The 22,465-nt window shown below is 53.8% G+C and carries 21 protein-coding genes; 12 read left to right on the top strand and 9 right to left on the bottom strand.

Going from position 1 to position 22,465, the window contains the following annotated elements:
* Positions 1-3 precede the first annotated feature (3 nt).
* Genes ACHHZ6_RS00105 through patD form a run of 4 tightly spaced genes read left to right on the top strand, consistent with a single transcriptional unit; the run spans position 4 to position 4,208 of the window.
* Positions 4-1,017, top strand: coding sequence for an ABC transporter ATP-binding protein (locus ACHHZ6_RS00105; protein WP_182271537.1), 1,014 nt, complete (start codon positions 4-6; stop codon positions 1,015-1,017).
* A gap of 7 nt (positions 1,018-1,024) precedes the next feature.
* Positions 1,025-1,963 (top strand): ABC transporter permease, encoded by a 939-nt coding sequence (locus ACHHZ6_RS00100; RefSeq protein WP_182274520.1) that lies wholly within the window; start codon positions 1,025-1,027, stop codon positions 1,961-1,963.
* Complete coding sequence (locus tag ACHHZ6_RS00095) at positions 1,953-2,759, top strand: ABC transporter permease (RefSeq protein ID WP_182271536.1); 807 nt, start codon at positions 1,953-1,955, stop codon at positions 2,757-2,759. Before ACHHZ6_RS00100 ends, ACHHZ6_RS00095 begins: the two co-directional genes overlap by 11 nt.
* A 24-nt stretch (positions 2,760-2,783) precedes the next feature.
* Positions 2,784-4,208, top strand: coding sequence for an aminobutyraldehyde dehydrogenase (patD, locus tag ACHHZ6_RS00090; RefSeq protein ID WP_196390042.1), 1,425 nt, complete (start codon positions 2,784-2,786; stop codon positions 4,206-4,208).
* Between the two features lie 486 nt (positions 4,209-4,694).
* On the opposite strand, the gene ACHHZ6_RS00085 is transcribed toward patD, so the two are convergent.
* Genes ACHHZ6_RS00085 through ACHHZ6_RS00075 form a run of 3 tightly spaced genes read right to left on the bottom strand, consistent with a single transcriptional unit; the run spans position 4,695 to position 5,583 of the window.
* Positions 4,695-4,877, bottom strand: a complete 183-nt coding sequence (locus tag ACHHZ6_RS00085; RefSeq protein ID WP_182271534.1) for a DUF1869 domain-containing protein — start codon at positions 4,875-4,877, stop codon at positions 4,695-4,697.
* Between the two features lie 4 nt (positions 4,878-4,881).
* Positions 4,882-5,235 (bottom strand): DUF1971 domain-containing protein, encoded by a 354-nt coding sequence (locus ACHHZ6_RS00080; RefSeq protein ID WP_182271533.1) that lies wholly within the window; start codon positions 5,233-5,235, stop codon positions 4,882-4,884.
* A gap of 21 nt (positions 5,236-5,256) precedes the next feature.
* A complete protein-coding gene (locus ACHHZ6_RS00075; protein WP_182271532.1) occupies positions 5,257-5,583 on the bottom strand; it encodes a DUF1971 domain-containing protein in 327 nt (108 codons plus the stop codon).
* 245 nt (positions 5,584-5,828) lie between these two features.
* On the opposite strand from ACHHZ6_RS00075, the gene ACHHZ6_RS00070 reads away from it, so the two are divergent.
* Positions 5,829-6,002 (top strand): GhoT/OrtT family toxin, encoded by a 174-nt coding sequence (locus ACHHZ6_RS00070; protein ID WP_032670341.1) that lies wholly within the window; start codon positions 5,829-5,831, stop codon positions 6,000-6,002.
* Between the two features lie 86 nt (positions 6,003-6,088).
* On the top strand, positions 6,089-6,847 hold the full coding sequence (locus tag ACHHZ6_RS00065) for an alpha/beta fold hydrolase (RefSeq protein ID WP_395121458.1): 759 nt from the start codon (positions 6,089-6,091) through the stop codon (positions 6,845-6,847).
* Positions 6,848-6,876: 29 nt separating this feature from the next.
* On the opposite strand, the gene ACHHZ6_RS00060 is transcribed toward ACHHZ6_RS00065, so the two are convergent.
* Genes ACHHZ6_RS00060 through ACHHZ6_RS00050 form a run of 3 tightly spaced genes read right to left on the bottom strand, consistent with a single transcriptional unit; the run spans position 6,877 to position 13,380 of the window.
* A complete protein-coding gene (locus tag ACHHZ6_RS00060; RefSeq protein WP_182271530.1) occupies positions 6,877-9,051 on the bottom strand; it encodes a virulence factor SrfC family protein in 2,175 nt (724 codons plus the stop codon).
* Entirely contained in the window at positions 9,048-12,029 is a 2,982-nt protein-coding gene (locus ACHHZ6_RS00055) for a virulence factor SrfB (RefSeq protein ID WP_395121456.1), read from the bottom strand. Before ACHHZ6_RS00055 ends, ACHHZ6_RS00060 begins: the two co-directional genes overlap by 4 nt.
* A 4-nt stretch (positions 12,030-12,033) precedes the next feature.
* The gene (locus tag ACHHZ6_RS00050) at positions 12,034-13,380 is read right to left on the bottom strand and encodes an SrfA family protein (protein ID WP_395121454.1); all 1,347 of its coding nucleotides are present in this window, start codon (positions 13,378-13,380) and stop codon (positions 12,034-12,036) included.
* Between the two features lie 282 nt (positions 13,381-13,662).
* Here ACHHZ6_RS00050 and ACHHZ6_RS00045 point away from each other — a divergent pair, with 282 nt between their 5' ends.
* Complete coding sequence (locus ACHHZ6_RS00045) at positions 13,663-15,261, top strand: ABC transporter substrate-binding protein (RefSeq protein WP_395121453.1); 1,599 nt, start codon at positions 13,663-13,665, stop codon at positions 15,259-15,261.
* A gap of 55 nt (positions 15,262-15,316) precedes the next feature.
* Entirely contained in the window at positions 15,317-15,550 is a 234-nt protein-coding gene (locus tag ACHHZ6_RS00040) for a YdcY family protein (protein ID WP_182271526.1), read from the top strand.
* Positions 15,551-15,553: 3 nt separating this feature from the next.
* Here the strand turns inward: ACHHZ6_RS00040 and ACHHZ6_RS00035 are convergent, their stop codons facing one another.
* Positions 15,554-16,003, bottom strand: a complete 450-nt coding sequence (locus ACHHZ6_RS00035; protein WP_182271525.1) for a DMT family transporter — start codon at positions 16,001-16,003, stop codon at positions 15,554-15,556.
* Positions 16,003-16,518: a GNAT family N-acetyltransferase gene (locus ACHHZ6_RS00030; protein ID WP_182919982.1), complete on the bottom strand. Its 516-nt coding sequence runs from the start codon at positions 16,516-16,518 to the stop codon at positions 16,003-16,005. The genes ACHHZ6_RS00035 and ACHHZ6_RS00030 overlap by 1 nt, the downstream gene beginning before the upstream one ends.
* Before the next feature lie 149 nt (positions 16,519-16,667).
* Here ACHHZ6_RS00030 and ACHHZ6_RS00025 point away from each other — a divergent pair, with 149 nt between their 5' ends.
* Both ACHHZ6_RS00025 and ACHHZ6_RS00020 read left to right on the top strand, forming a co-directional pair.
* Positions 16,668-17,243 (top strand): XRE family transcriptional regulator, encoded by a 576-nt coding sequence (locus tag ACHHZ6_RS00025; RefSeq protein ID WP_182271523.1) that lies wholly within the window; start codon positions 16,668-16,670, stop codon positions 17,241-17,243.
* A gap of 292 nt (positions 17,244-17,535) precedes the next feature.
* Positions 17,536-18,204: a GntR family transcriptional regulator gene (locus ACHHZ6_RS00020; RefSeq protein WP_395121451.1), complete on the top strand. Its 669-nt coding sequence runs from the start codon at positions 17,536-17,538 to the stop codon at positions 18,202-18,204.
* A gap of 146 nt (positions 18,205-18,350) precedes the next feature.
* On the opposite strand, the gene pqqU is transcribed toward ACHHZ6_RS00020, so the two are convergent.
* Complete coding sequence (pqqU, locus tag ACHHZ6_RS00015) at positions 18,351-20,465, bottom strand: TonB-dependent receptor PqqU (protein ID WP_395121449.1); 2,115 nt, start codon at positions 20,463-20,465, stop codon at positions 18,351-18,353.
* 242 nt (positions 20,466-20,707) lie between these two features.
* Here pqqU and ACHHZ6_RS00010 point away from each other — a divergent pair, with 242 nt between their 5' ends.
* Positions 20,708-21,769 (top strand): YncE family protein, encoded by a 1,062-nt coding sequence (locus ACHHZ6_RS00010; protein ID WP_395121447.1) that lies wholly within the window; start codon positions 20,708-20,710, stop codon positions 21,767-21,769.
* A gap of 287 nt (positions 21,770-22,056) precedes the next feature.
* Positions 22,057-22,374: a transposase gene (locus ACHHZ6_RS00005; RefSeq protein ID WP_395121445.1), complete on the top strand. Its 318-nt coding sequence runs from the start codon at positions 22,057-22,059 to the stop codon at positions 22,372-22,374.
* Positions 22,375-22,465 lie beyond the last annotated feature (91 nt).

Here is a 22,465-nt window from a genome sequence, read left to right as displayed (position 1 = left end):
AACATGACGTACGCGGTAGAGTTTAATGACGTTTCCCGTCTGTACGGCGACGTGCGGGCGGTGGATGGGGTCACCATTGGTATTCGCGACGGAGAATTTTTCTCCATGCTGGGGCCTTCGGGCTCCGGCAAAACCACCTGCCTGCGCCTGATAGCCGGTTTTGAGCAGCTATCCGGAGGGGCAATTAGCATCTTCGGCAAAGAGGCGAGCGAGCTGCCTCCCTGGGAGCGGGATGTGAACACCGTTTTCCAGGATTACGCGTTGTTCCCGCATATGTCGATCCTCGACAACGTCGCTTACGGGCTGATGGTGAAAGGTGTCGACAAGAAAAAGCGCCATGCACAGGCGCGTGATGCGCTGGACAAAGTCGGGTTAAGCTTTGCTGTTGCGCGCAAGCCCTCGCAGCTTTCGGGTGGACAGCGTCAGCGTGTCGCCATCGCGCGGGCGTTGGTCAACGAACCCCGCGTATTACTGCTGGATGAACCGTTAGGCGCACTCGATCTCAAACTGCGTGAGCAGATGCAGTTTGAGCTGAAGAAACTTCAGCAGGAACTCGGTATTACCTTCATTTTTGTCACTCACGATCAGGGTGAAGCCCTCTCAATGTCTGACCGGGTGGCGGTATTCAACAATGGACGCATTGAGCAGGTTGATACCCCGCGCGAGCTTTACATGCGCCCGCGTACACCGTTTGTGGCAAGTTTTGTCGGCACCTCGAACGTTTTTGACGCCAGTCTTGCTCAGCGGGTGTGCGGAATGGAAGGGATGTACTCCCTGCGCCCGGAACATATTCGTCTTAACGAAGGCGGCGAGGTTCAGGTGCAGGGCGTGGTGCAGGCGGTGCAGTATCAGGGGGCGGCTACGCGGTTTGAACTCAAACTCGCCGATGGCGCGAAACTGCTGGTGAGTCAGGCCAATCTTAGTGGTACAACGCTGCAGACTGGCGTTGAGCCTGGGCAGCCGGTGCTGGCATCGTGGTCGCGCGACGCCATGATCCGGCTGCATGAGGAGAGGTGACATGGATATGAGCGCTTCACACCCTCCCACACCGCGCAGCACCTTAAGCCGCCTTACCGCACTGTTCTGGCGCAAGCCGTCGCTTGGGCTGTTCCTGCTTCTGCTCGCGCCCCTGATGTGGTTTGGTATCGTCTATTTAGGCTCGCTCCTGACCTTACTGTGGCAGGGGTTCTATACCTTTGACGACTTTACCATGTCGGTCACGCCGGATCTGACCTTTGCGAACATTCAGGCGCTTTTCAACCCGGCAAACTATGACATCATCATCCGCACCCTGGTGATGGCGATTGCCGTCACAATAGCCAGTGCAATTCTGGCGTTCCCGATGGCGTGGTACATGGCGCGCTATACCAGCGGCAAGTGGAAAGCCTTCTTCTATATCGCCGTTATGCTGCCGATGTGGGCAAGCTATATTGTTAAGGCCTATGCGTGGACGTTGCTGCTGGCGAAAGACGGCGTGGCGCAGTGGTTCCTTAGCCATATGGGGCTGGAGCCGATTCTGGCATCTCTTCTTACATTGCCTGCGATTGGTGGAAACACACTGTCGACGTCAGGTCTGGGGCGCTTTCTGGTGTTCGTCTACATCTGGCTGCCGTTTATGATCCTGCCCGTGCAGGCGGCGCTGGAACGACTGCCAGTCTCTTTATTGCAGGCATCCGCTGACCTCGGCGCTCGTCCTCGCCAGACCTTCCGTTACGTCGTCCTGCCGCTGGCGATCCCGGGCATTGCGGCCGGGTCGATATTTACGTTCTCGCTGACGCTGGGGGATTTTATTGTTCCTCAGCTGGTAGGGCCGCCGGGTTATTTCATCGGTAACATGGTCTATTCCCAGCAGGGGGCTATCGGGAACATGCCAATGGCCGCCGCGTTCACGCTGGTTCCGATAATACTTATCTCTCTCTATCTGGCGTTCGTGAAACGTCTGGGAGCGTTCGATGCACTCTGAACGCGCACCGTTGTTCCTGAAAGTGGCAGCGTGGGGAGGGGTTATCTTCCTGCATTTCCCACTGCTGATTATCGCCACCTATGCGTTTAATACCGAAGATGCAGCCTTCAGTTTCCCGCCGCAGGGGCTCACGCTGAAGTGGTTTAGCGTGGCAGCAGGACGCGGGGATATCATTGATTCAGTGACGTTGTCACTTCAGATCGCTGCCTTATCGACCGGCGTTGCGTTAATACTTGGCACGCTTGCTGCAGCGGCGCTATGGCGAAGCGAGTTTTTTGGCAAAAACGCTATCTCGCTGTTGCTGCTGCTACCGATTGCGCTGCCGGGGATCATCACCGGTCTGGCGCTGCTGACGGCATTCAAAACCATCAACCTTGAACCCGGTTTTTTCACGATCGTCATTGGTCACGCCACCTTCTGCGTGGTGGTGGTGTTTAACAACGTGATTGCCCGGTTCAGACGCACCTCCTGGAACCTGGTGGAAGCGTCGATGGATTTAGGGGCAGACGGCTGGCAAACCTTCCGCTATGTGGTGCTACCCAATCTGGGATCGGCACTGCTGGCCGGTGGCATGCTGGCGTTTGCGCTGTCGTTTGACGAAATTATCGTCACAACATTTACGGCGGGACACGAGCGCACGTTACCGCTGTGGTTGCTTAACCAGCTCGGACGTCCGCGTGACGTACCGGTCACCAACGTGGTTGCACTGCTGGTGATGCTGGTCACAACCATCCCCATTCTGGGAGCCTGGTGGCTAACCCGCGACGGCGAAAACATTGCCGGTAGCGGGAAATAACTTTGATTTCAACAGGACAATGCTATGCAAAATCAACTGCTGATTAATGGTGAACTGGTGACCGGAGAAGGGGAAAAACAGCCGGTGTATAACCCCGCCACCGGAGAAGTCTTGCTGGAGATTGCCGAAGCCTCGGCGGCACAGGTTGATGCTGCCGTATTATCCGCCGATCGGGCATTTACTGAGTGGGGGCAAACAACCCCCAAAACGCGCGCTGAGTGTTTGCTGAAACTGGCTGACGTCATTGAAGCGCATGCAGACGAGTTCGCACATCTTGAGTCCCTTAACTGTGGCAAACCGCTGCATTGTGCGCGGGGAGATGAAATTCCGGCGGTGGTTGACGTCTTTCGTTTCTTCGCCGGAGCGGCACGCTGTCTGAACGGGCTGGCCGCCGGGGAGTATCTTGATGGCCACACGTCGATGATCCGCCGCGATCCGGTCGGCGTTGTCGCATCGATTGCACCGTGGAACTATCCGCTGATGATGGCCGCCTGGAAGCTGGCCCCGGCACTGGCGGCAGGAAACTGCGTGGTGATCAAACCGTCTGAAATTACCCCACTGACGGCCTTAAAACTGGCTGAGCTGGCGAAAGATATCTTCCCGGCTGGCGTGCTGAACGTGCTGTTTGGTCGCGGTAAAACAGTGGGTGACCCGCTGACCGGACACGAAAAAGTCCGCATGGTGTCGCTAACCGGTTCGATTGCCACCGGGGAACATATCATCGGGCATACGGCCTCATCCATTAAACGTACGCATATGGAGCTGGGTGGCAAAGCGCCGGTTATCGTCTTTGATGACGCGGATCTCGATGCGGTTGTCGAAGGTGTACGTACTTTTGGTTTCTACAACGCCGGACAGGACTGTACGGCGGCCTGCCGTATTTATGCCCAGAAGGGCATTTATGCCGCGCTGGTGGAAAAACTGGGTGCGGCGGTCGCCAGCCTGAAGATGGGCGCACCGGAGAACGGTTCGACTGAGCTCGGGCCGCTCAGTTCCGCAGCGCACCTGTCACGTGTCTGTCAGGCCGTGGATGAGGCAAAAGCGCTCAGCCACATTCGCGTTGTGACGGGCGGAAGTAAAAAAGAAGGGGCGGGGTACTACTTCCAGCCAACCCTGCTGGCAGGGGCAAAACAGGACGATGCCATTGTTCAGCGCGAGGTTTTTGGCCCGGTGGTGAGCATCACCGAATTCGATGACGAAGCGCAGGTACTTTGCTGGGCTAACGATTCGCAATATGGTCTGGCTTCGTCTGTCTGGACAAAAGATGTGGGGTGTGCCCACCGCATGAGTGCGCGTCTGCAATATGGCTGCACCTGGGTTAATACCCACTTTATGCTGGTCAGCGAAATGCCGCACGGCGGAATGAAGTTATCGGGCTACGGGAAAGATATGTCGGTGTATGGTCTTGAAGATTATACGGTTGTACGGCATGTGATGATAAAACACTAACGGGCAATAGAAGTGGCTGAAATACCAGTTTATTGTATTTCGGCCACATTCTCGCAAGGCTCGAAATTTGATACCGTTTCCCCGATTCAAACCCTCTGCGTATTTTTGGGACGCTCTCTAAAAAAGAAGAACCGTGACCGTCACGGCGACAAATGCCATCAACAGTAGCACCATCACGGCTATCGCAAATGTCGTTGAATCCTGCACATATGTCTTTTCCTCCCCCTTCATTGGGCCGATAAGCATGATCCAGATGAAAATGAAGGTGATTGAGGCAATAAAAACTGAAACGAAAAACAGACTTTCTCTCAATGAATTACCTCAACGGGAATCTGTCAGGAATCAACAGGGTTCCCTGCAGCGACAATAATGACTCATTAAACCATCTCAATGGTTTCTGTGCCAGATTATAACGTCACGGCGCGTTCGGTAATAATAAAAGAAAGGGGTAGTGTAGCCCGACAGTACACCTGCCGGGCAGGCTGATTACCAGCCGCAGACCTCGTGTTCATTTTCCGTATCGTAGGCACGAACGGTATTTATCAGGTCTTTCACTACATCAGCAGCGATATCCGGAATTAAAAGCTCCATTGGGGCTTCTGTTTCATAATCCACCGAAACGCCATTGCTATTATTAGTGATGGTCACGGTGTAGGTCGCTTTACCCATGATATTACTCCTTATGTGTATTAACCACTTTACCTATGCCTGCACCGCTGAGCGTAATGTCGGGATCGGCAAAAAAATCGATATTAAACAAGGTATCGTCGGTTAACAGTTCAATGCGGTGCCATTTTTGCGGTGGGGAGATCCCAAACGAACCGGCTTCAATCACCCGTGCCATATCCGGTTCGGTCGCGTCGCCATCAGCAAAACCAAAGTAGCGCACTGCGCCCTGCATTACGGACAGACGGCCATACACGCCTGCTTTGGTATTGTGATGGGTGAGGAGAGCCTGGGGTACTGTCTCTTTGTTCCAGAATGGCGTCGCGCGGGTATGAACAAAATTTTCAGGAATACGTAGCATAATAGTTTCCTTATTAGTCTCTTAAAGAGATTTCAGCACTTCCGCTTCAACAAAGAAATCGATGTTAAACACGGCATCATCGGTCATGGCCTCAATGTGGTGCCATTTCTCCGGTGGAAAAACGCCGAAATGCCCCGCCTCAATAATCAGCTCGCTGTCATGTTCAGGCGTAAATTCATCGGCATAGCCTAAATAGCGCACCACGCCTTGCATAACAGAAAGGCGAGGGTAAACGCCTGGGCGGGTACCTTTATCGAGATGGCGTTGAAAGATCCCCGCAGGGGCGGTCTCTTTGTTCCAGAAAGGGGTCGAACGGGTATGAATACAACTCTGTGGAATGCGTAACATATTTTCTCCCTCGAATGTCTGGCTTTATTAGACTGCGTTCTGCGAGCGAGAATTTATCAAAAAGTGCATTTATAATGCGTCTTATCTTTAATGATAAGACCACCTCCTCCCATGTTGTAACGCACAATACTCAAATGTTATTACCCATGGTATTTAAGTGGTTATTATGTAATGAAAAAACTTGATCTGTATCAACATATGACGCATATTGCGTGCGGTTATTTTTAACAGTTTGGGTTAGCAGGATGACGCTGTATCAAAAGATGTTAGTTTTTTACGCAATCATGGCGTCTGTCTGTGCACTAATTACCTGGTTCCTTTCTAAAGATCGCAAACGCATTCGCCTGTTGAGTGCTTTTCTGGTGGGATCGACCTGGCCGATGAGCTTTCCCGTTGCACTGCTGATCTCACTTTTCTGAAGCACGCTTCCACTTTTAAATACTGAATATAGCATTCCAGGTACAATAACTGTATAAAAACACAGTACATCGTAAAAGGAATGCTTATGAACAGTTTTTACTCGCAATACGCTGGTTGCACCGTGCGCTGGCAAGACCTACCCGGTTCTGGTGAGCCTGTCGTATTTATTCACGGCCTGGGCTGCGCCTCTTCTTATGAATATCCCCGTATTGTCTGTGATGCACGGTTTGGTGCGCGCAGGGCCATTCTTATCGACCTCCCTGGTAGCGGTTATAGTGATAAACCCACGCATTATGGTTATCGAACCAGCGAACAGGCACAGGTTGTCGCTGAACTGTTGAATCACCTTAAACTCGATACCTTCTGGCTGTATGGCCACAGCATGGGGGGCAGCATTGCAATTGAAACGGCGGTTTTAATGCAGACTCGCGTCAGAGGTCTGATGGTCTCGGAACCCAATTTTCATCGCGGTGGTGGGGTGTTCAGCCGGTCTATTGCGGCACAAACAGAAAAGCAGTTTCTGGAACAAGGGTATGATGCGTTGCTTAGCGCGGAAACCACCGCGTGGGCGGGGAGTTTACAGAGCAATGCGCCCTGTGCCGTATGGCGTGGCGCGTCGAGCCTGGTGGCAGGCGTCGAACCTGAATGGGCAGAGCAATTTTTATCGCTAACCTGTCCGGTTACCCTTATTTTCGGGGCGTTATCGCTGCCTGATGCCGATGTTGATGCCCTTCAGCAGAAAGGTGTTGAGGTGAAAATCATTCCTGCCGCCGGGCATTCGATGTCCTGGGAAAACCCGTCCACACTGGCACAGACGTTAGCGGATTGTATCGCGAAATCATGACAGCCCGCATTGCTGCGGGCTGGAACATACTAGCGCAATAGCGCCTGCAATGCCTGGCGCGCAGCAGGCTGAACATCATGCGGGTGCTGGTAATCAATGTTCTCAATCGCCCGGCTATAAAGTGCAACCAGCCAGTCATAAACGTACGCGGTGGCCGCGTGTACGGGTTGTTCCCCCAGACGCGTCAGGCGTGGTGTTGCGCTGCTGACCACAGGCGTCACAAAAATGGCCTGACCTTTACGGATGCGGCTTGCAGGACGCTGCACGGCAGGCGTCTGGTCGTAACCCAGCCAGCCGATGAAATTACCCATCACGGCATGCAGTTGCGCGGCACTGCTTTTGTCTGTTTCGACAATGCCCTGCAGCTGCTGAGGCAGGTTAAGACGGTAACTGGCTACCACCAGAACATCCGCAATATGCTGTAAGACCGCCGGCTCCAGCCCCAGGCGAGCGGCGGCTGCGTCATTACGGCTCCACTGGCGCAGATGGTTAATCCACACTTTATGCGCCAGACGCGCTTTGTCTTTTGTCTGGAATACACCGACAGTGTCCTGCGAATTATCGGCAAACAGATCGATGGTATCCGTAAACAGTCCGTTCACCTGCTCCTCGCGCGGTTGCTGGACGGCCAGAAGTGTTTCAAAGGCTTTTAGTGGCGGCAGGAGTCCTTCGAGCAGTTCACCGTGGCGGGCGGCACTGCTTTGCAGCGTTCGCACCATGCTTTCGGCCTGAGCGCGTCTCGCGCCGGGTTCCTGAACCAGCGGGGCCAGATAGCTGTGCATCAGAGCCGAAAGCTCTTGCTGCAGCATCGTTTTCAGCGTAAGGAGACGTTTCTGCCGTTGCGCGGGTAGCGTGGCCTGCGACAGCCACTCGATCACGCGCTGCATGCTGTGGCTGTCCAGCGCTTGCAGCGTTCCCCAGCGCTGTCCAGGTTTGCCCAGCAGATGTTGTACGGCTTCATCAAGATTCTGTCGGGTGGTAAAGCGTGCATCGTGAGGCGTAATCGCCCACACCAGGCCTGGCAGGGCAGACTCTTCCGCAGGTTGTGTCTCTTTGACCCAGTTCAGCAGAACCTTCGCATTTTTTGCCGTTTGTTCGTGCTGTGCTGTGGCATTGCAGATAACCAGAACATCCGGCTGCAGTTGCTGACGATAATGCTCCAGCAGCCACTGGTATTTGGCCTGGCTTAACAGGTCGGTGCTGTGGTCTGAAAAAACAGGAATGTCAATAATATCAACGTTATCCAGCGTGCTGTTTTCCACGGGCATGACCAGTTCCCGGGTCAGAAACGCCAGTACGTCGACGGGGATGCTAATGGCGTTAAGCATCTCACCGTTGTTGAGCGGGTGGAGCAGCGTTTCCTGGGCTTCCGGAACGGCAAATGCACCGTGGGTGAGAAACCCTTCGCCCGGCAGGCCAAAGTTATCCACCAACAGGCTGAGCGGTGCGGCAAGCTCTCTGGCGTGGCTGGTCTGGTGCAGAACATGCGCTAGCTTTAACCACTGTTGGGTTAATTCCTGCTGCTCACCCCACAGCAGAGACCAGACGCTGGCACGCGTGCTGAGATCAAGTGAAGGGACAAGGAGCGCAAACTGATGCCACAGTGCATCATCAATTTGCTGTTTTGCCCCCGGGACCGTGCTCTGCCAGAAGCGGGCAATGGCACCCACTTCCTGGGCGGTGATCCCCGGTACCCCCTGGGGCTGGCGGAGTCCGCGCCACTTCTCAAGGCGCGTCTCAATAACCGCTTTATCCACCGCGCGGATCTGCGGGTGCAACGTCGTGCGGGCAATAAACAGCTGCACCAGTTCGGCTTCCGTCACCAGGCTCAGGCGTAGCGGAAACGCCTCATCAACGGTCTCCACATTTTCTCTGGTGAACCGGAGTGCCATGTTGGTCAGGGCATGCCCCGGGTTGATATGCGAAAAATAGTCGAACGTGCGTTGGCCGGGCGTAACGTTCAGTCGGCCATTACCACTGCCACACAGGGATAAAAGCAGGTGTGCTTTTGCTCCCTGGGAATGACCATACAGCCCAATGCTGCTCTGTCGGGTAAGGGCACGCGCAATGGCCTGTTCCCGCGCCTGCGCCGAGTTAACGCGGGCAAGCAGTGCATCGGCGTCGTTATCCAGCATCGGGGCGTTCAGGCGCGTCTCGTTAATCCACCCAATTAAGGCCTGAGTGGTGGTCGTCGTCGCAGTCATTTCAGGTATACGCTCCCGCTGTCGATCCAGTAGTGGCTGCCGCTATGACGGCGATCGGCCAGAGTATTCAGTTTAAAGGTCAATGCGTCCGGCGGAACCGGCGTGCCGTCCTGCAGCCAGGCCTCGCTCAGCTCAAAGGATTCCGGCCCTTCATGTTTGCTGCCCCCGCACAGTTTCAGTCGTACGTTCAGCACGCCGTCGCCTGCAATCGCTTTTGCCAGTTCAGCCGAGTTGATGCTCAGGGTATACAGCGGCGTCGCTGGCCAGCGTGCATTCGCCAGTTGGCGGAAGCCGAGCGTCACATTACCGCGCAGCGGGAAATGCAGACGGGCGTCCAGCTTAGCGCCTGGCTTATCAAGGTCGATGTCCTGATACCAGACGTTCTCCTCACGCAGCGTATTGACCGTGTTATCCAACACGCCCAGATAACGCACGGTAGAGTAGGCACCAATGTCGGCGGCCTTAAAGTTAAAACGCGGCAGACGCAGGTCGAGCGCCAGGCTGCACAGCATGGCCCCCACGGCGGCGGTTGATTTCGGGTTGCCAATGCGTCCTTGCTGACTGAAGGGATACCACTCATGTACCCGATACTTGTCCAGCCAGACGATGCGGTTGACCGGCACAGGCTGAAGGTGGCGAATTAACGCCTGGACGCCAGGCAGGCAGCCAGGACGACCGGTAATCAGCAAAATATCGCAGCCATAGTGGGAAATTGCCTCGCACACCGCATGGAGCGGGGCGGCCAGCGTGAACTGACCGGCCAGCATCGCATCCTGCATTTCATGGAAATTCACATGCAGCGGAACGGCGAACAGGTCAAAGGCTTCTGAACCGGCAGGCAAGGCATGATCGATCGCCTGCTGCAGGTAATTCATGACGTTACGGGTTGGTTTCTGCGGGAGTAAGTCACCAATAGTGGCATGTAAACCGGCCAGCGGATCGTCAATATCGCTCGATTCCCATGCGGCCAGAATGGCATGACCAATCGGCATAAAGAGCTGAAGCGCCGTTTGCTGGCGCAATACCGCCTGGGTATCAATGCGCCCGGAGTCACCGAACAGCGATGCCATCAACAGAGACGCATCCGCCATGCCGGATTTTTGCAGTTGAGTTTGCAGGGCTGGCAACACATAGCGCTGGATCACATCCAGCAGGGTGTCGTCCCCTGCCACTTTAAACCCTTCGCGGAACAGGAGTTGTGGGGTGATCTTAACGTTATTACCGGAGCCATCATCAAGCTGATAGTGCGTAATAGCCATATCCGTTGTGCCCCCACCGATATCAATAGAGGCAACGCGCAGTGAACGTCCTGGCTGAGCACCCGGTTCAGATTCACGATCCGGGCGGGCGAGGGAGGCGAAGAATGCTTCCGTCTGGCCGCCGAAATGGGAGATGGCTTCGTTGTACAGCCAGACCAGTTGACCGCAGCTGGCTTCATCCCACTCCATTTGAATTTCAGGCACCGGCACCACGCTTTTTTCCTGCTGTTTGCGGCTGGCAAAATCTTCATCCTGCGGGTGCCAGCCCATCGCTTTCCAGACGATGGCAATCGCTTCAAACATACGGCGACGGAAGATCTCGCGCTCCTGTTTCGGCATGGCCGATGGCAGGGTGAGGATCAGCGTACGTATCTGGCGCGGAGAAGCCGGGAAACCCAGCCGTAAGCGCGTAGCCACGCTGTTGATCTGCCCCAGCGCTTGCGCCAGCAGTTCACACAACATGTGCGTCATCAGTGTGCTACGGCTGTACTGCGGTGAGAACACCGGCAGCCGCTCATCCTGCGGCAGCGTGAAGAGCGGCTCACCGTCGTCGTTCATCAGGTTCATCAGCGGGAACGCGGTTGCCAGCGGTTCTCGCTGGGTCTTACTGTTCATCTGGCTAAAGCGCCAGTCCTGCACCACCGGGGTTTCATCCCACAGGTAACGACGCGGGCTGGAGATGCCGCTGTTGCCTTCAGTTCCCAGACGCTGCATCGCCAGTTTGCGCGCTTCGTCGCCCACGCGAACAATAGACGGCCAGACGAACGCATCTTCACGGCCACTTTCCACTGAGAAATGCTGCTTGCCAAAACGCGCTTCTGAAAATTCCAGACGGCTGGTGAACAGCGGTTCATTCAGGAATTGCGGCTCACTTAACGAGCGCACTTGCAGCTCGGCGGTCTGGCGCAGGCCATCGTTGGCATCGCCGTGATCTTCAATGATCACGCCGCAGGTATGGGTGTTCCCCACGTCGAGGATCAGGTCAACCGGAATAGCTGGCGTACTGAGCGTGTGGGTGACGAATTTCACTTCAGGTACGGTGAGCTGTTCACCCAGCATGGTCAGCAGGTTGAGCCAGTGTGCCTGATACTCAAAACTGCGCAGCGCCTGGTGCAGGTCACGTTCGGCGCGGTTTTCAACGCCTGCAGCAAACTGGGTAAACGCCTCGCGCAACCAGCCATCAATCCAGGTCTGATCGAGGAAACTTTCCACTTCGTCGTCTCGCCAGGCCAGTGCGAAGCGGGTACCGTTCAGAATATCGTTTTCGACCGGGGACAATGCAGAGGTGGCATGAGCCGCAATCTGGCTATCGAGTGCGAGGGTGACGCGGTGCGTATTGCCTGCCGCGTCGGGTACATCCAGCTTACGCACCTGAACGCGTGCCCAGTTATCCGGGCCGTCAACAAAGGTGCGCGGCGGGTTGAAACGCAGGAATGGCACAGGGAGCCAGATGCCATCCAGCACCGTGAGCGACTGATGCAGTGCAATGGTCGTCTCGGGTTTCACCACTTCAGGCTGACCGCCGCCTGTCACCGGGAGCGTATAACGACCGTTGACCAGGTCGAAATCGAGACGCAGGAGTGGGCCATTGGCGGTTTTACGTACGAAACGCCCGTTGCTGGCGGTGTCCTGCGGCGTCAGGCCGAAATCGAGGAATTGCACGCCGCTGTTGGCAATAAGCGTGACGCTCTGTTTATAGTCGCAAAGATTTACCAGCATAGGGTCAGGCACCTGCTTTCTTGAACGTCAGTGGAACGACGGTTTTTGCATCATAACGGGCATTACATGTGGCGACATCGCTGGTACCTGCTTTGCAGGCGATTTCCGGCATCGGGTAGCGAGAACCGTCTGTGCAGCGTGCAGTGCCGCGGCTTTTAATCATCAGCTCACCATTGCTGTGCAGCCCGGAGAACACCTCCACACGGCAGACAACATTATCGCCATGCACGACACGGGCGAGGCCTTTATTGTTCTGGATCTGGTAGCGCAGTGACGGCGGTTTGCCGGTCACCGGATCTTTCACATCCAGGATCGCGCGCCAGGTTCCATTCAGGAAGCGCGTCGACCCCGCTTTAACCTGGTTTGACTCCATTACCAGCGCATCTTTAGGGATAGCGGTAATCACCACCGGTGCAGGCTCTGGCGTGGGTGCAGGTTCTTTCACTTTACTCGCCAGCACTTCAGCCTGATGAAGGGGTAATTTCATTGCCAGCGGCTCCACCGCTTTAATCGGTTTTGGTGCAATCTCAACAGGAACAAGGGCCGGTGCAGGTGTGGGTTCTGCAGATGGAACCTGTTTTGGCCACAGCAGCGGCGCAGCAATTGCAGCAACAATCACGGCAGCAACCGGCAGTGACCAAAGGGAGACACGGCGTTTTTGGGCTACGACCACAGAAGCGGGGACTGGCTCTTCAACCGGTGGCACAACGACCGGGACAGGCTCTGGTTCATACAGCTCTTCCGGCGTGATGCGTACAACGGTTGTCGGTGAGACAAGTGGCTCATCGGCCTGTTCAAAGGTGATGATCGGAGCCGGTTCTGGTTCTGGCTCAGGGTCTTCAATGACAACGGGAGCAGGCTCAGGGATCAGCGATTCACGCAGGCATGCGAGCACATCGTCGCGCGCATTTTCGTTCAGATTAACAAAACCCCAGAAGCAAATGACCGGCTTCCCCTCAACCAGGTACAGGAAGTTTTCGTTCGGGAACTGGAAGGTTTTTGACAGCAGGGAACCGAAAAGTTGCTGTGCCGTTTTAGGCGACTGGAGGCATTTTTTACTCAGCGATTCGACGCTGGCAAGGGTATTTTCCAGATAGCGCAGGGCGCGAAAACGGGCGTCCTCGTCGGCGGCTTTCCAGCTGCTTACGGTGCCATCAACAGGTGAATACCAGTCAACACGATCGCCACCATCGTTTACCTGTGGAATGGCCAGACAATCAACAATGGCCTGTTGTTTGCGCAACCGGAGCGCTTCACGAATTTGCAACGCTGATTCAAAAACGGCCTGTCCGCCGCCGCCAACGGCCTGAAAATCATCCAGATTACCGCTGCGTAAAAGAGTTTTTGCCACGATTTGTTCCCATTTACTTCTTCACACCGTTACTTTAACGAAATCGGGGGGCAAGCAAACGGAGGAGGAGACGCCAAAAGCGCCGATTTCTTGTGGCATTGATCGTGACGGTTGTGCTTGACGGATAATGACACTTAAGGCAAATCGATGTTTATGTGCTGACTGCAAAAACAGCGAAAAACGAGATTTTAGAATAACCTGATAGTGTTTTGTTATTTGTCAGGCCATAACGGCTATGCTGTTATTACTGTCCGATATAATAAAACTGAAAGGGTTATAATCATGTCTACAGGGAAAACGCTGCTCGCCCTTGCGCTGAGCACTCTTTTACCGGCAGGTGCCGCATGGGCGGCGAACAATGACACCATTATTTACTGCTCTGAAGCTTCACCGGAGTCGTTTAACCCGCAGATCGCCAGTTCTGGCCCTTCGTTCGTGGCCAGCTCTCAGGTGCTGTATAACCGCCTGATCAATTTCGACCCGGTGAAAAATACCCCGGTTCCGTCCCTGGCGGAGTCATGGACTATTTCACCTGATGGTAAGACCTATACCTTTACGCTGCGTAAAGGGGTCAAATTCAACAGCAACAAATACTTCAAACCAACCCGCGATTTTAATGCCGATGACGTTATTTTCTCCGTCATGCGTCAGAAAGACCCTAAGCACCCATATCACAATGTTTCACAGGGCAACTACGAGTACTTTAACGATGTAGGCCTGGATAAACTGATTCAGGATGTCAAAAAGGTCGATGATTATCACGTCCAGTTCACCCTGAGCGAACCGAACGCCGCTTTCCTGGCCGACTGGGGGATGGATTTTGCCTCTATTCTGTCAGCCGAATATGCCGACGCGATGCTGAAAAAAGGGACGCCTGAGAACGTCGACACCTGGCCAATTGGCACCGGGCCTTATGTCCTGCAACAGTACAAAGTGGATTCGCTTATCCGCTACGTTGCTAACCCGAACTACTGGGATGGTGCGGTACCGACTAAACACCTGATCTTCTCCATCACGCCAAATGTGGAAACGCGTCTGGCGAAACTGCAAACTAATGAATGTCAGATCATTCCTGCGCCGTCGCCAGTGCAGTTTGATGTGATTAAGAGCAATAAAAACCTGACGCTGCATTCTGTGGATGCGCTGAACGTGGGTTACCTGGCGTTTAATACCGAGAAAAAACCGTTTGATAACGTGCTGGTTCGCCAGGCACTTAACTACGCAACGGACAAAAAGGCCATCGTAAACGCGGTCTTTATGGGCTCCGGTACGGTAGCAAAATCGCCGATCCCACCGAATATGTTGGGCTTTAATAAAGAACTGAAGGATTACAGCTACGATCCTGAAAAAGCAAAGGCATTACTGAAACAGGCCGGGCTGGAGAAGGGCGCGGAAGTGACATTGTGGTCAATGCCGGTGCAGCGCCCGTATAACCCGAATTCACGCCGTATTGCGGAGATGATCCAGGCCGACTGGGCAAAAGTGGGCGTGAAGGCCAAAATTGTCTCTTACGAATGGGGCGAGTACCTTTCCGGTATGCGTAAAGGTGAACATGACTCCGCCCTGTTTGGCTGGATGTCTGACAACGGTGACCCGGATAACTTTGCTGACGTGCTGCTGGGTTGTAACAGCATCAAAACCGGATCAAATGCCGCACGCTGGTGCGATAAAGGTTATGATTCCCTGGTGCAGAAAGCCAAACTGACCAGTAACCCGGGTGAACGTGCGAAGCTCTACAGCCAGGCGCAGGAAATTTTCTACCAGCAAGCGCCGTGGATTGCGCTGGCAAACGGGAAAACGTTCTATGCCACCCGCAGCAACATCACGGGGTACAGCGTGAGTCTGATGGGCAGTGATTTCTCGAAAGCGAAATTAAACTAAGTGCATCAAATGCCCGGTAAGCGCAGTGCCACCGGGCAATTAACAAGGAGTGACAATGTCACATTTAAATGAAGTTATCGCCCGTGTGGATGCGGCTATCGAAGAGTGTGTGATTACCCACATGAATGAATTGCTTATTGTATTAAGCGAGGATGCTGAGCTGAGCCGCGAAGATCGCTATACCCAGCAACAGCGTCTGCGTACCACGATTGCGCATCACGGTAAGCAGCATAAAGAAGAGATGGAAGCACGCCACGAGAATCTGACCAAAGGTGGCACCATCCTGTAACGGTCAAAACTGGCGTCGTGCCACCAGCCATGCCCCGATGACCAGCATCACTGCGCCACAAACAGGGCCGACCAGTGCGCGCAGCGGAATGCCATTGCTTTTTAGCACATCCATCACCAGGCCGCCAATCAGCTGGCTTGCCACCAGCACGGCGATGGTTGTCGCTGCACCAACGTTCTGATAGCCGCTGATGCTGGCAAAAACGAAAAACGACCCTAGCAGCCCAGGGATCAGCGTCCACCAGCGTACCGCCGAGGCCAGCTCGCTGAAGCCGGCGATACCTTGTCTGAGCAGCAAAATGCTGACAAACAGCACAATACCCACCAGTGAATTCAACAGCATCGCGATAAGGATGGTGGAGGAGGACTGTGTGATGCGCACCATCAGGGTGTTTTGCACCACCAGGCCAATACCCGCCGCCACCAGAAAAGCCAGCGTCAGTGATTGATTCATTAAATAGCATCCGGATCGCTGCGCTCATCAAGCTGCAGCTGCATGAAGGTTAAATCCAGCCAGCGACCAAACTTGGTGCCCACCTGCGGCATTTGGCCTGTTGTCACAAAACCGAGCGTCTCATGGAGATGGATCGAGGCATGGTTTTGCGCTTCAATGCCGGCCACCATAACGTGTTTGCCGATCTTGCGGGCTTCGATAATCAACGCTTTCATTAACGTCCGGCCAATCCCTTTCCCCTGATGGCCAGGGTGGACGTAGACTGAGTGCTCTACCGTATGACGAAAGCCGTCAAAGGCTCGCCAGTCGCCGAAGGAGGCATACCCGGTAATTGTGCCATCCTCTTCACTCACCAGTACCGGATATCCTGCGAAAGTCCGCGCCTCGAACCATGCGATACGGTTATCGGTATCGACGGTTTTATCGTTCCAGATAGCGGCAGTATGCAACACCGCGTGGTTGTAGATTTCACCAATCGCGGCGCAATCTTCTTTGCTGGCATGACGAACGATCATGGTTGAACCTCAGAATGTGTTGTTCACTATAGTATTACGATGTAGCTACGATATTACACAATAGTGTCGCCAGCGTGCTATGGCTTAAGTCATATTTTTTTGTGATGGAACGCCATTGAAATACCGTTCATACACTATAGTATGACGTCATGAACATGATGACAGATACGATGAATCAACGGATTAGCGCCCGAATTCGCATTGAACGTGAATCGCGCGGATGGTCGCTGAGCGAGCTTGCTGAGCGGGCAAGCGTGTCTCGCGCGATGATCCATAAAATTGAACGTGGGGACAGTAGCCCGACGGCGACCTTGCTTGCCCGGCTATCGGGTGCTTTTGGCATCAGCATGTCCACCCTGATCGCGAGAGCCGAGATGCAGGAAGGGAAGTTGCTGCGCCTGGCAAATCAGCCCGTCTGGCGTGACCCGCAAACGCACTATCTGCGCCGCCACGTTTCACCGCGTACTGACCTGCCTATTGATCTTGTCCAGGTTGAGCTGCCCGCGGGTAGCGATGTCCCGATGCCAGCCTCTTCCTATGCACTGGCACGCCAGCTTATCTGGCTCCAGTCCGGTGAGCTGGTGTTTCTGGAGGGCGATACCCGCCACGAAATGAAAGCGGGTGATTGCCTGGAGCTGGGGCCGCCAAATGACTGCCGGTTTATCAACGAAACAAACGAGTCCTGCGTTTATCTGGTTGTGCGACTTAACCAGTCTGGCTCGTGATCGCAGGTCCGGATTATGGCTACCGGATAACCAATAATAAGAGGAGGGTGGAATTTCCCGCCATAATAATTTGTGAAGATACGATGTATTGTCTTTAATTAAACCAGCATCGCTTTTTACGCCATCAGCATAGATGAGCCAGAAGCGACAAAAATGATGGTTTCCAGTATTTGGTTTTTTATATGCACTTCCCAGCACCAGGCAGGCATAACGATACAGGATATATCGAACCGGCGTCATTTTTTAAGCTGACGCTGAAAATAGCATTTTTTTTTGGCTACGGGAATTGAACATGCATAACTTAGAAAATTTAGAAAAAGCTCAGCGAATTAGTCTGACCATGCAAGTTGAGATCAGTTTGAAAGGGGCGTTAATTACGGGTTCACTAAAGCCTGGCGCGCGACTGATTACCAAAGAAATTGCCAATAAATTAGGCACCAGCATCACACCTGTCCGTGAGGCGCTTTTGCGCCTGGTTTCAGCAGGAGCGCTGCATGCCACACCGGCGCAGGCGTTTCTGGTGCCTGAAGTGACGCTGGATCGCTATAACGAAATTAACGCCATCAGAAAACAGCTTGAGCCGATGGCGGTTGCTGCAGCCTGTCGGCATATGTCAGACAGCAAGCTGAGAACGCTGCGTGAACTGTCGGATGTGTTCCATGAAGCGATGCAAATTGGAAATATTCAGAAAATGCTGCACGCTAACCACGTTTTTCGTTTTACGCTCTATCAGTATGCAGAAATGCCCACGCTTAGTACATTAATTGAGCAATTATGGGTGCGCATTGGCCCATGTATTAACTTTTTACACCGGGAGCAAAGTAACATAATTGATTCTCCTTATCATTATGCTGATTTACTTTCAGCCCTCGAACGCAGAGATGCTGATGCCAGCCAGACGGCAATAAATAATCTGATTGACGAAGGGCATTCTCTTATACAACGGCAATATTTTGGTTAGGGAATGATTTAATCCAGGTTATATCTTTTCATTAAAATACCCACACCAGAAATAAGCCATTTTTTATATTTCAGAATGATAATTATTAACCAGCGATGGCGAAATATAAAAACACCCGGCAGCAATCCGCTACCGGGTGTTTTTACTTACTCGAAGCGATAAGAAACTGACAGGCCCACGCCGTAGTTGCGACCGGGTGCTGGCTCGTAATAGCGCCCGTTGGATTCGTTCACAATCACCGAGCCAACATACTCTTTGTCGAACAGGTTATCGACGCGCCCAAAGACATCCATGCCCCAGCTGCCGTAGTTGAATTTATACCCGGTATTCAGCCCGACCACCGTATAGGACGGAGCCTTCGCTGTGTTCTCGTCGTCGGCCATGATATCGCTCATATAGCGCACATCACTTCCCGCGTACCAGCCTTCTTCTGGCTGCCAGCCAAACGAAGCGTAACCCATGTTACGGGCAATGCCTGGCATCCGGTTACCGTTACAGTCTGCATCGCTGCAGACGTTGGTACGGTAGGTGGCATCCAGGTAAGTCCACGCCATCTTCAGCTTCCAGTTTTCGGCAAACTGCTGATCAAGGGACACTTCCACGCCCTGACGACGGGTTTTACCGGCATTTTTATAGCTGGTACGGCCACCGGAGCTGGTATCCACCACAATTTCGTCATCGGTATCGGTGCGGAACAGCGCCGCCGTCAGCAAGCCGTTACCGAGGCGAGTTTTGCTACCCACTTCATACGTATTATTGGTGGACGGCTTCAGGCCAAAGTTCAGCCCGCCCTGGTCATCGGAACGGTAGGAAAGTTCGTTGATGGTTGGGGTTTCAAACCCGCGTCCCGCTGCGGCATACAAATTCCAGCTGTCGGTCACGGCATATTTCACCGAACCTGCCGGGAGCCATTTATGGTAGTTCGCGTCGCCACTGTCATCACCGTTGCCTGGCGTAATGTAATGATCGTTGGAGTCAAACCAGACTGAGCTGTAGCGGACACCTGCATCAACGGACAATTTTTGCGTTAACTGCCAGCGGGTTTGCAGGTAGGGATCAACGTTCCACATCAGATTGCGTTCATTGCGGCGTTTATTACCCTTCACGCCATAATCCGGTACGCCGTTGTCCATCACGAAGTTTTCATACCCGCGACGATCTTCGCTCATATTTTCGTAGTTCAGCCCGGTGGTAAAGGTCACCGGAACCAGCAGTTCACCACGGAGTGTCCAGCGGGTATCAATGCCCTGATAATGACGCTGCATATCAATCACGCCGCCGGAGTGGGTGGCGGGTTTCTGATACTTAGCCATGATCGACTGGTACTGCGTCATTTCGCGCTCACCGGCGTACGTCATCACGCTGAGATCGTCCTGCGTACTGAGCTGACGGTCGTAACGCAGCCCGGCCTGCGTCTGCTTGATGGTCTTGCGGGTATTGAACTGATCGCCGCGAGGAGACTGGCGCGGATTATCCCGCCACTCCTGATAATCCAGTCCACCCGGATCGTTGGCTTTCATGTCCACGCTGTTAACAATCAACGTCAGCTTGCTGACATCATCAATACGGACGCCAAGCTTAGCGTTGGCGAGATTTTTACGCGCACCGCTGTGATCGCGGTAACCTTTGGTGGTGAAGCGGGTAGTCGATACGGTGTAATCCACATCGCCCGCGTGCGTCCCGTCACCCATTGCTCCGGTGGCTTTCATACCGTAACGCCATGTTCCGTAACTCCCGTAATAACTGCTGGCTTCAATGGTTGGCGGTTGTTGCCCGGTTTGCGTGTTGATGTTGATCACGCCACCAGAGGCGTTGCCGTAAAGGGCGGAGAAGGGGCCGCGCAGCACTTCAACGCTATCCACACTGGAGAGATCAATGTTGGAGGTCTGCCCTTGTCCGTCTGGCATGGTCGCCGGAATACCGTCCACATACATTCTAATGCCGCGCACGCCGAAGGTGGAGCGGGCACCAAATCCGCGCATGGAGAGCTGGAGATCCTGGGCATAGTTCTGACGGTTCTGGATCTGCAGGCCAGGGACGCTGCCGAGCGATTCAGACAGGTTAATACGCGGAGTGGCCTGACGCATATCGTCACCACTCACGACGCTGACGGCTGCTGGCGTATCCAGCTCCGAGACGGTTTGCGGTGTGGCGCTAACGATCATGGGGGATTCTTCTGCACCCATCGTCGTGAGGGGGGATGAAATGAGCGGAACTAACAGTAGCGGGAGCGTTGCCTTACGGGCAGAAAAGATTTTCATGAATAAAACCGGTTGTAGATTAAGACGAACCAAACGAAACATATGTATGCATGTTAAATCTTTTGTAAATGTTTTGAAAATATTAAGCGCACATTGCGTTAAGGAAGAGGGCGAAAGGAAAGAAAAACTCCACATTTAGTTAATTAATGATTACTATTCTCATTAACAACGAGGCGACGCCATGACGTTGCCCGCCGGAAGCGATGTCAGCGGTACACCCCCTCTTTTAAAAAGGAATTGTTATGTCTTTACGTCATCTGTGCTCGCCGCGCCTGTGTGGTTCTCTGTTGTCAGGTGTTTTACTGTTTGCCGGAACGTTCCAGGTTCATGCCGCTGAAGAAATGCTGCGTAAAGCAGTGGGGAAAGGCGCTTATGAAATGGCCGTGAGCCAGCAGGAGAACGCGCTGTGGGTTGCGACGTCACAAAGCCGAAAAACCGATAAGGGCGGCATTGTTTATCGCCTTGATCCGGTCACGCTGGAGGTGACGCAGGCCATTCATAACGATCTTAAGCCGTTTGGTGCCACTATTGATAACGCCACTCAGACGCTGTGGTTTGGTAACACCACCAACAGCGCAGTGACGGCCATTGACGCCAAAACGGGGGATGTCAAAGGGCGTCTGGTGCTGGATGACCGCAAACGTAGCGAAACGGTCAAACCGCTGCAGCCTCGCCAGCTGGTAGCCGATGACGCCACCAATACCGTTTACATCACCGGTATCGGGAAAGAGAGTGTTGTCTGGGTGGTTGATGGCGCGACGCTGAAGTTAAAAGACACGATCGCCAATACTGGCACGTTCAGTACCGGTCTGGCGCTGGATGCGCAGGCAAAACGCCTGTACACCACCAGTGCTGATGGTGAGCTGGTGACGATTGATACGGCAACAAACAAAATCCTCAGCCGTAAAAAAGTACAGGATGACGGGAAAGAACACTTTTATCTGAACCTGAGCCTGGACACCGCCGGTCAGCGCGCCTTCCTGACAGATTCAAAACAGCCGGAAGTGCTGGTGGTAAGCCTGAAAGATGGTAGTGTGATCGAAAAAATCGCCGCGCCTGAATCTCTGGCTGTGCTGTTTAACCCGACACGTAATGAAGCGTACGTCACGCACCGTGAAGCGGGAAAGGTGAGCGTAATTGATGCAAAAACCTACAAGGTAACCAAAACCTTTGATACACCTGTCTACCCGAACAGCCTGGCGCTGTCTGCGGATGGCAAAACGCTGTATGTGACGGTGAAACAGAAGTCCACCCGTCAGCAGGAAGCAACCCAGCCTGACGACGTGATCCGTATCGTGCTGTGATGCAAGGGAAGGCCGCTTGTCAGTTAAGCGGTATTAAGCCACTCTGTTATTTTAGTGGCATCGTTCCGTTCACTCAGACTTTCCTGCTACCTGCATAATCCGCTGCGGTGAACGTGCTAAGGGGGCTCCCGCCGCCCCCTTAGCAATCCCGGCTCCCGGCAAAGAAAATCGCCGCTTCGCGGTGCCCTCAGCTTATTCCTTCCGGCTTTTCGGGGACGGGTGAAGTGGTTTAATAGTTTTAGACACGTTCAGAGGTTATAAATTAAATAACTGATGAGGTGCAAAAAATGAATTCACGCCGATTTACCCCAGAGTTTAAACGCGAGTGCGCTGAGCTGGTCCTTGACCATGGCTACTCATTCCGCCAGGCCTGCGAAGCCTCTGATGTCGGTGTCACGGCCATGAGACGCTGGGTCAGACAGCTTGAAATTGAACGTGGTGGCCTGGTTTTATCCGGTCAGGGCATCCCCTCTCCGGCTCCTCCGCTCACGCCAGAGCAGCAGTACATTCGTCAGCTTGAAGAACGGGTTCAGCGGCTTGAGAGGGACAAGGAGATATTAAAAAAGGCTACAGCTTTGCTGATGTCGGACGCCAGCAAGCCCTGAAACTTGTCGCCGCCCTGAGCCAGGAATACAGCGTAAAAGAGCTCTGTGCGGTCCTCGGCGTTTGCCGGAGTCTGGTTTACTACCATCGCAA

This window comes from Enterobacter cloacae complex sp. 2024EL-00214 (assembly GCF_043945575.1).
GTDB classification, from domain to species: domain Bacteria; phylum Pseudomonadota; class Gammaproteobacteria; order Enterobacterales; family Enterobacteriaceae; genus Enterobacter; species Enterobacter cloacae_P.
The sequence above is the reverse complement of the archived record's forward strand: the minus strand, read 5'-3'. Positions and strand labels throughout refer to the sequence as shown.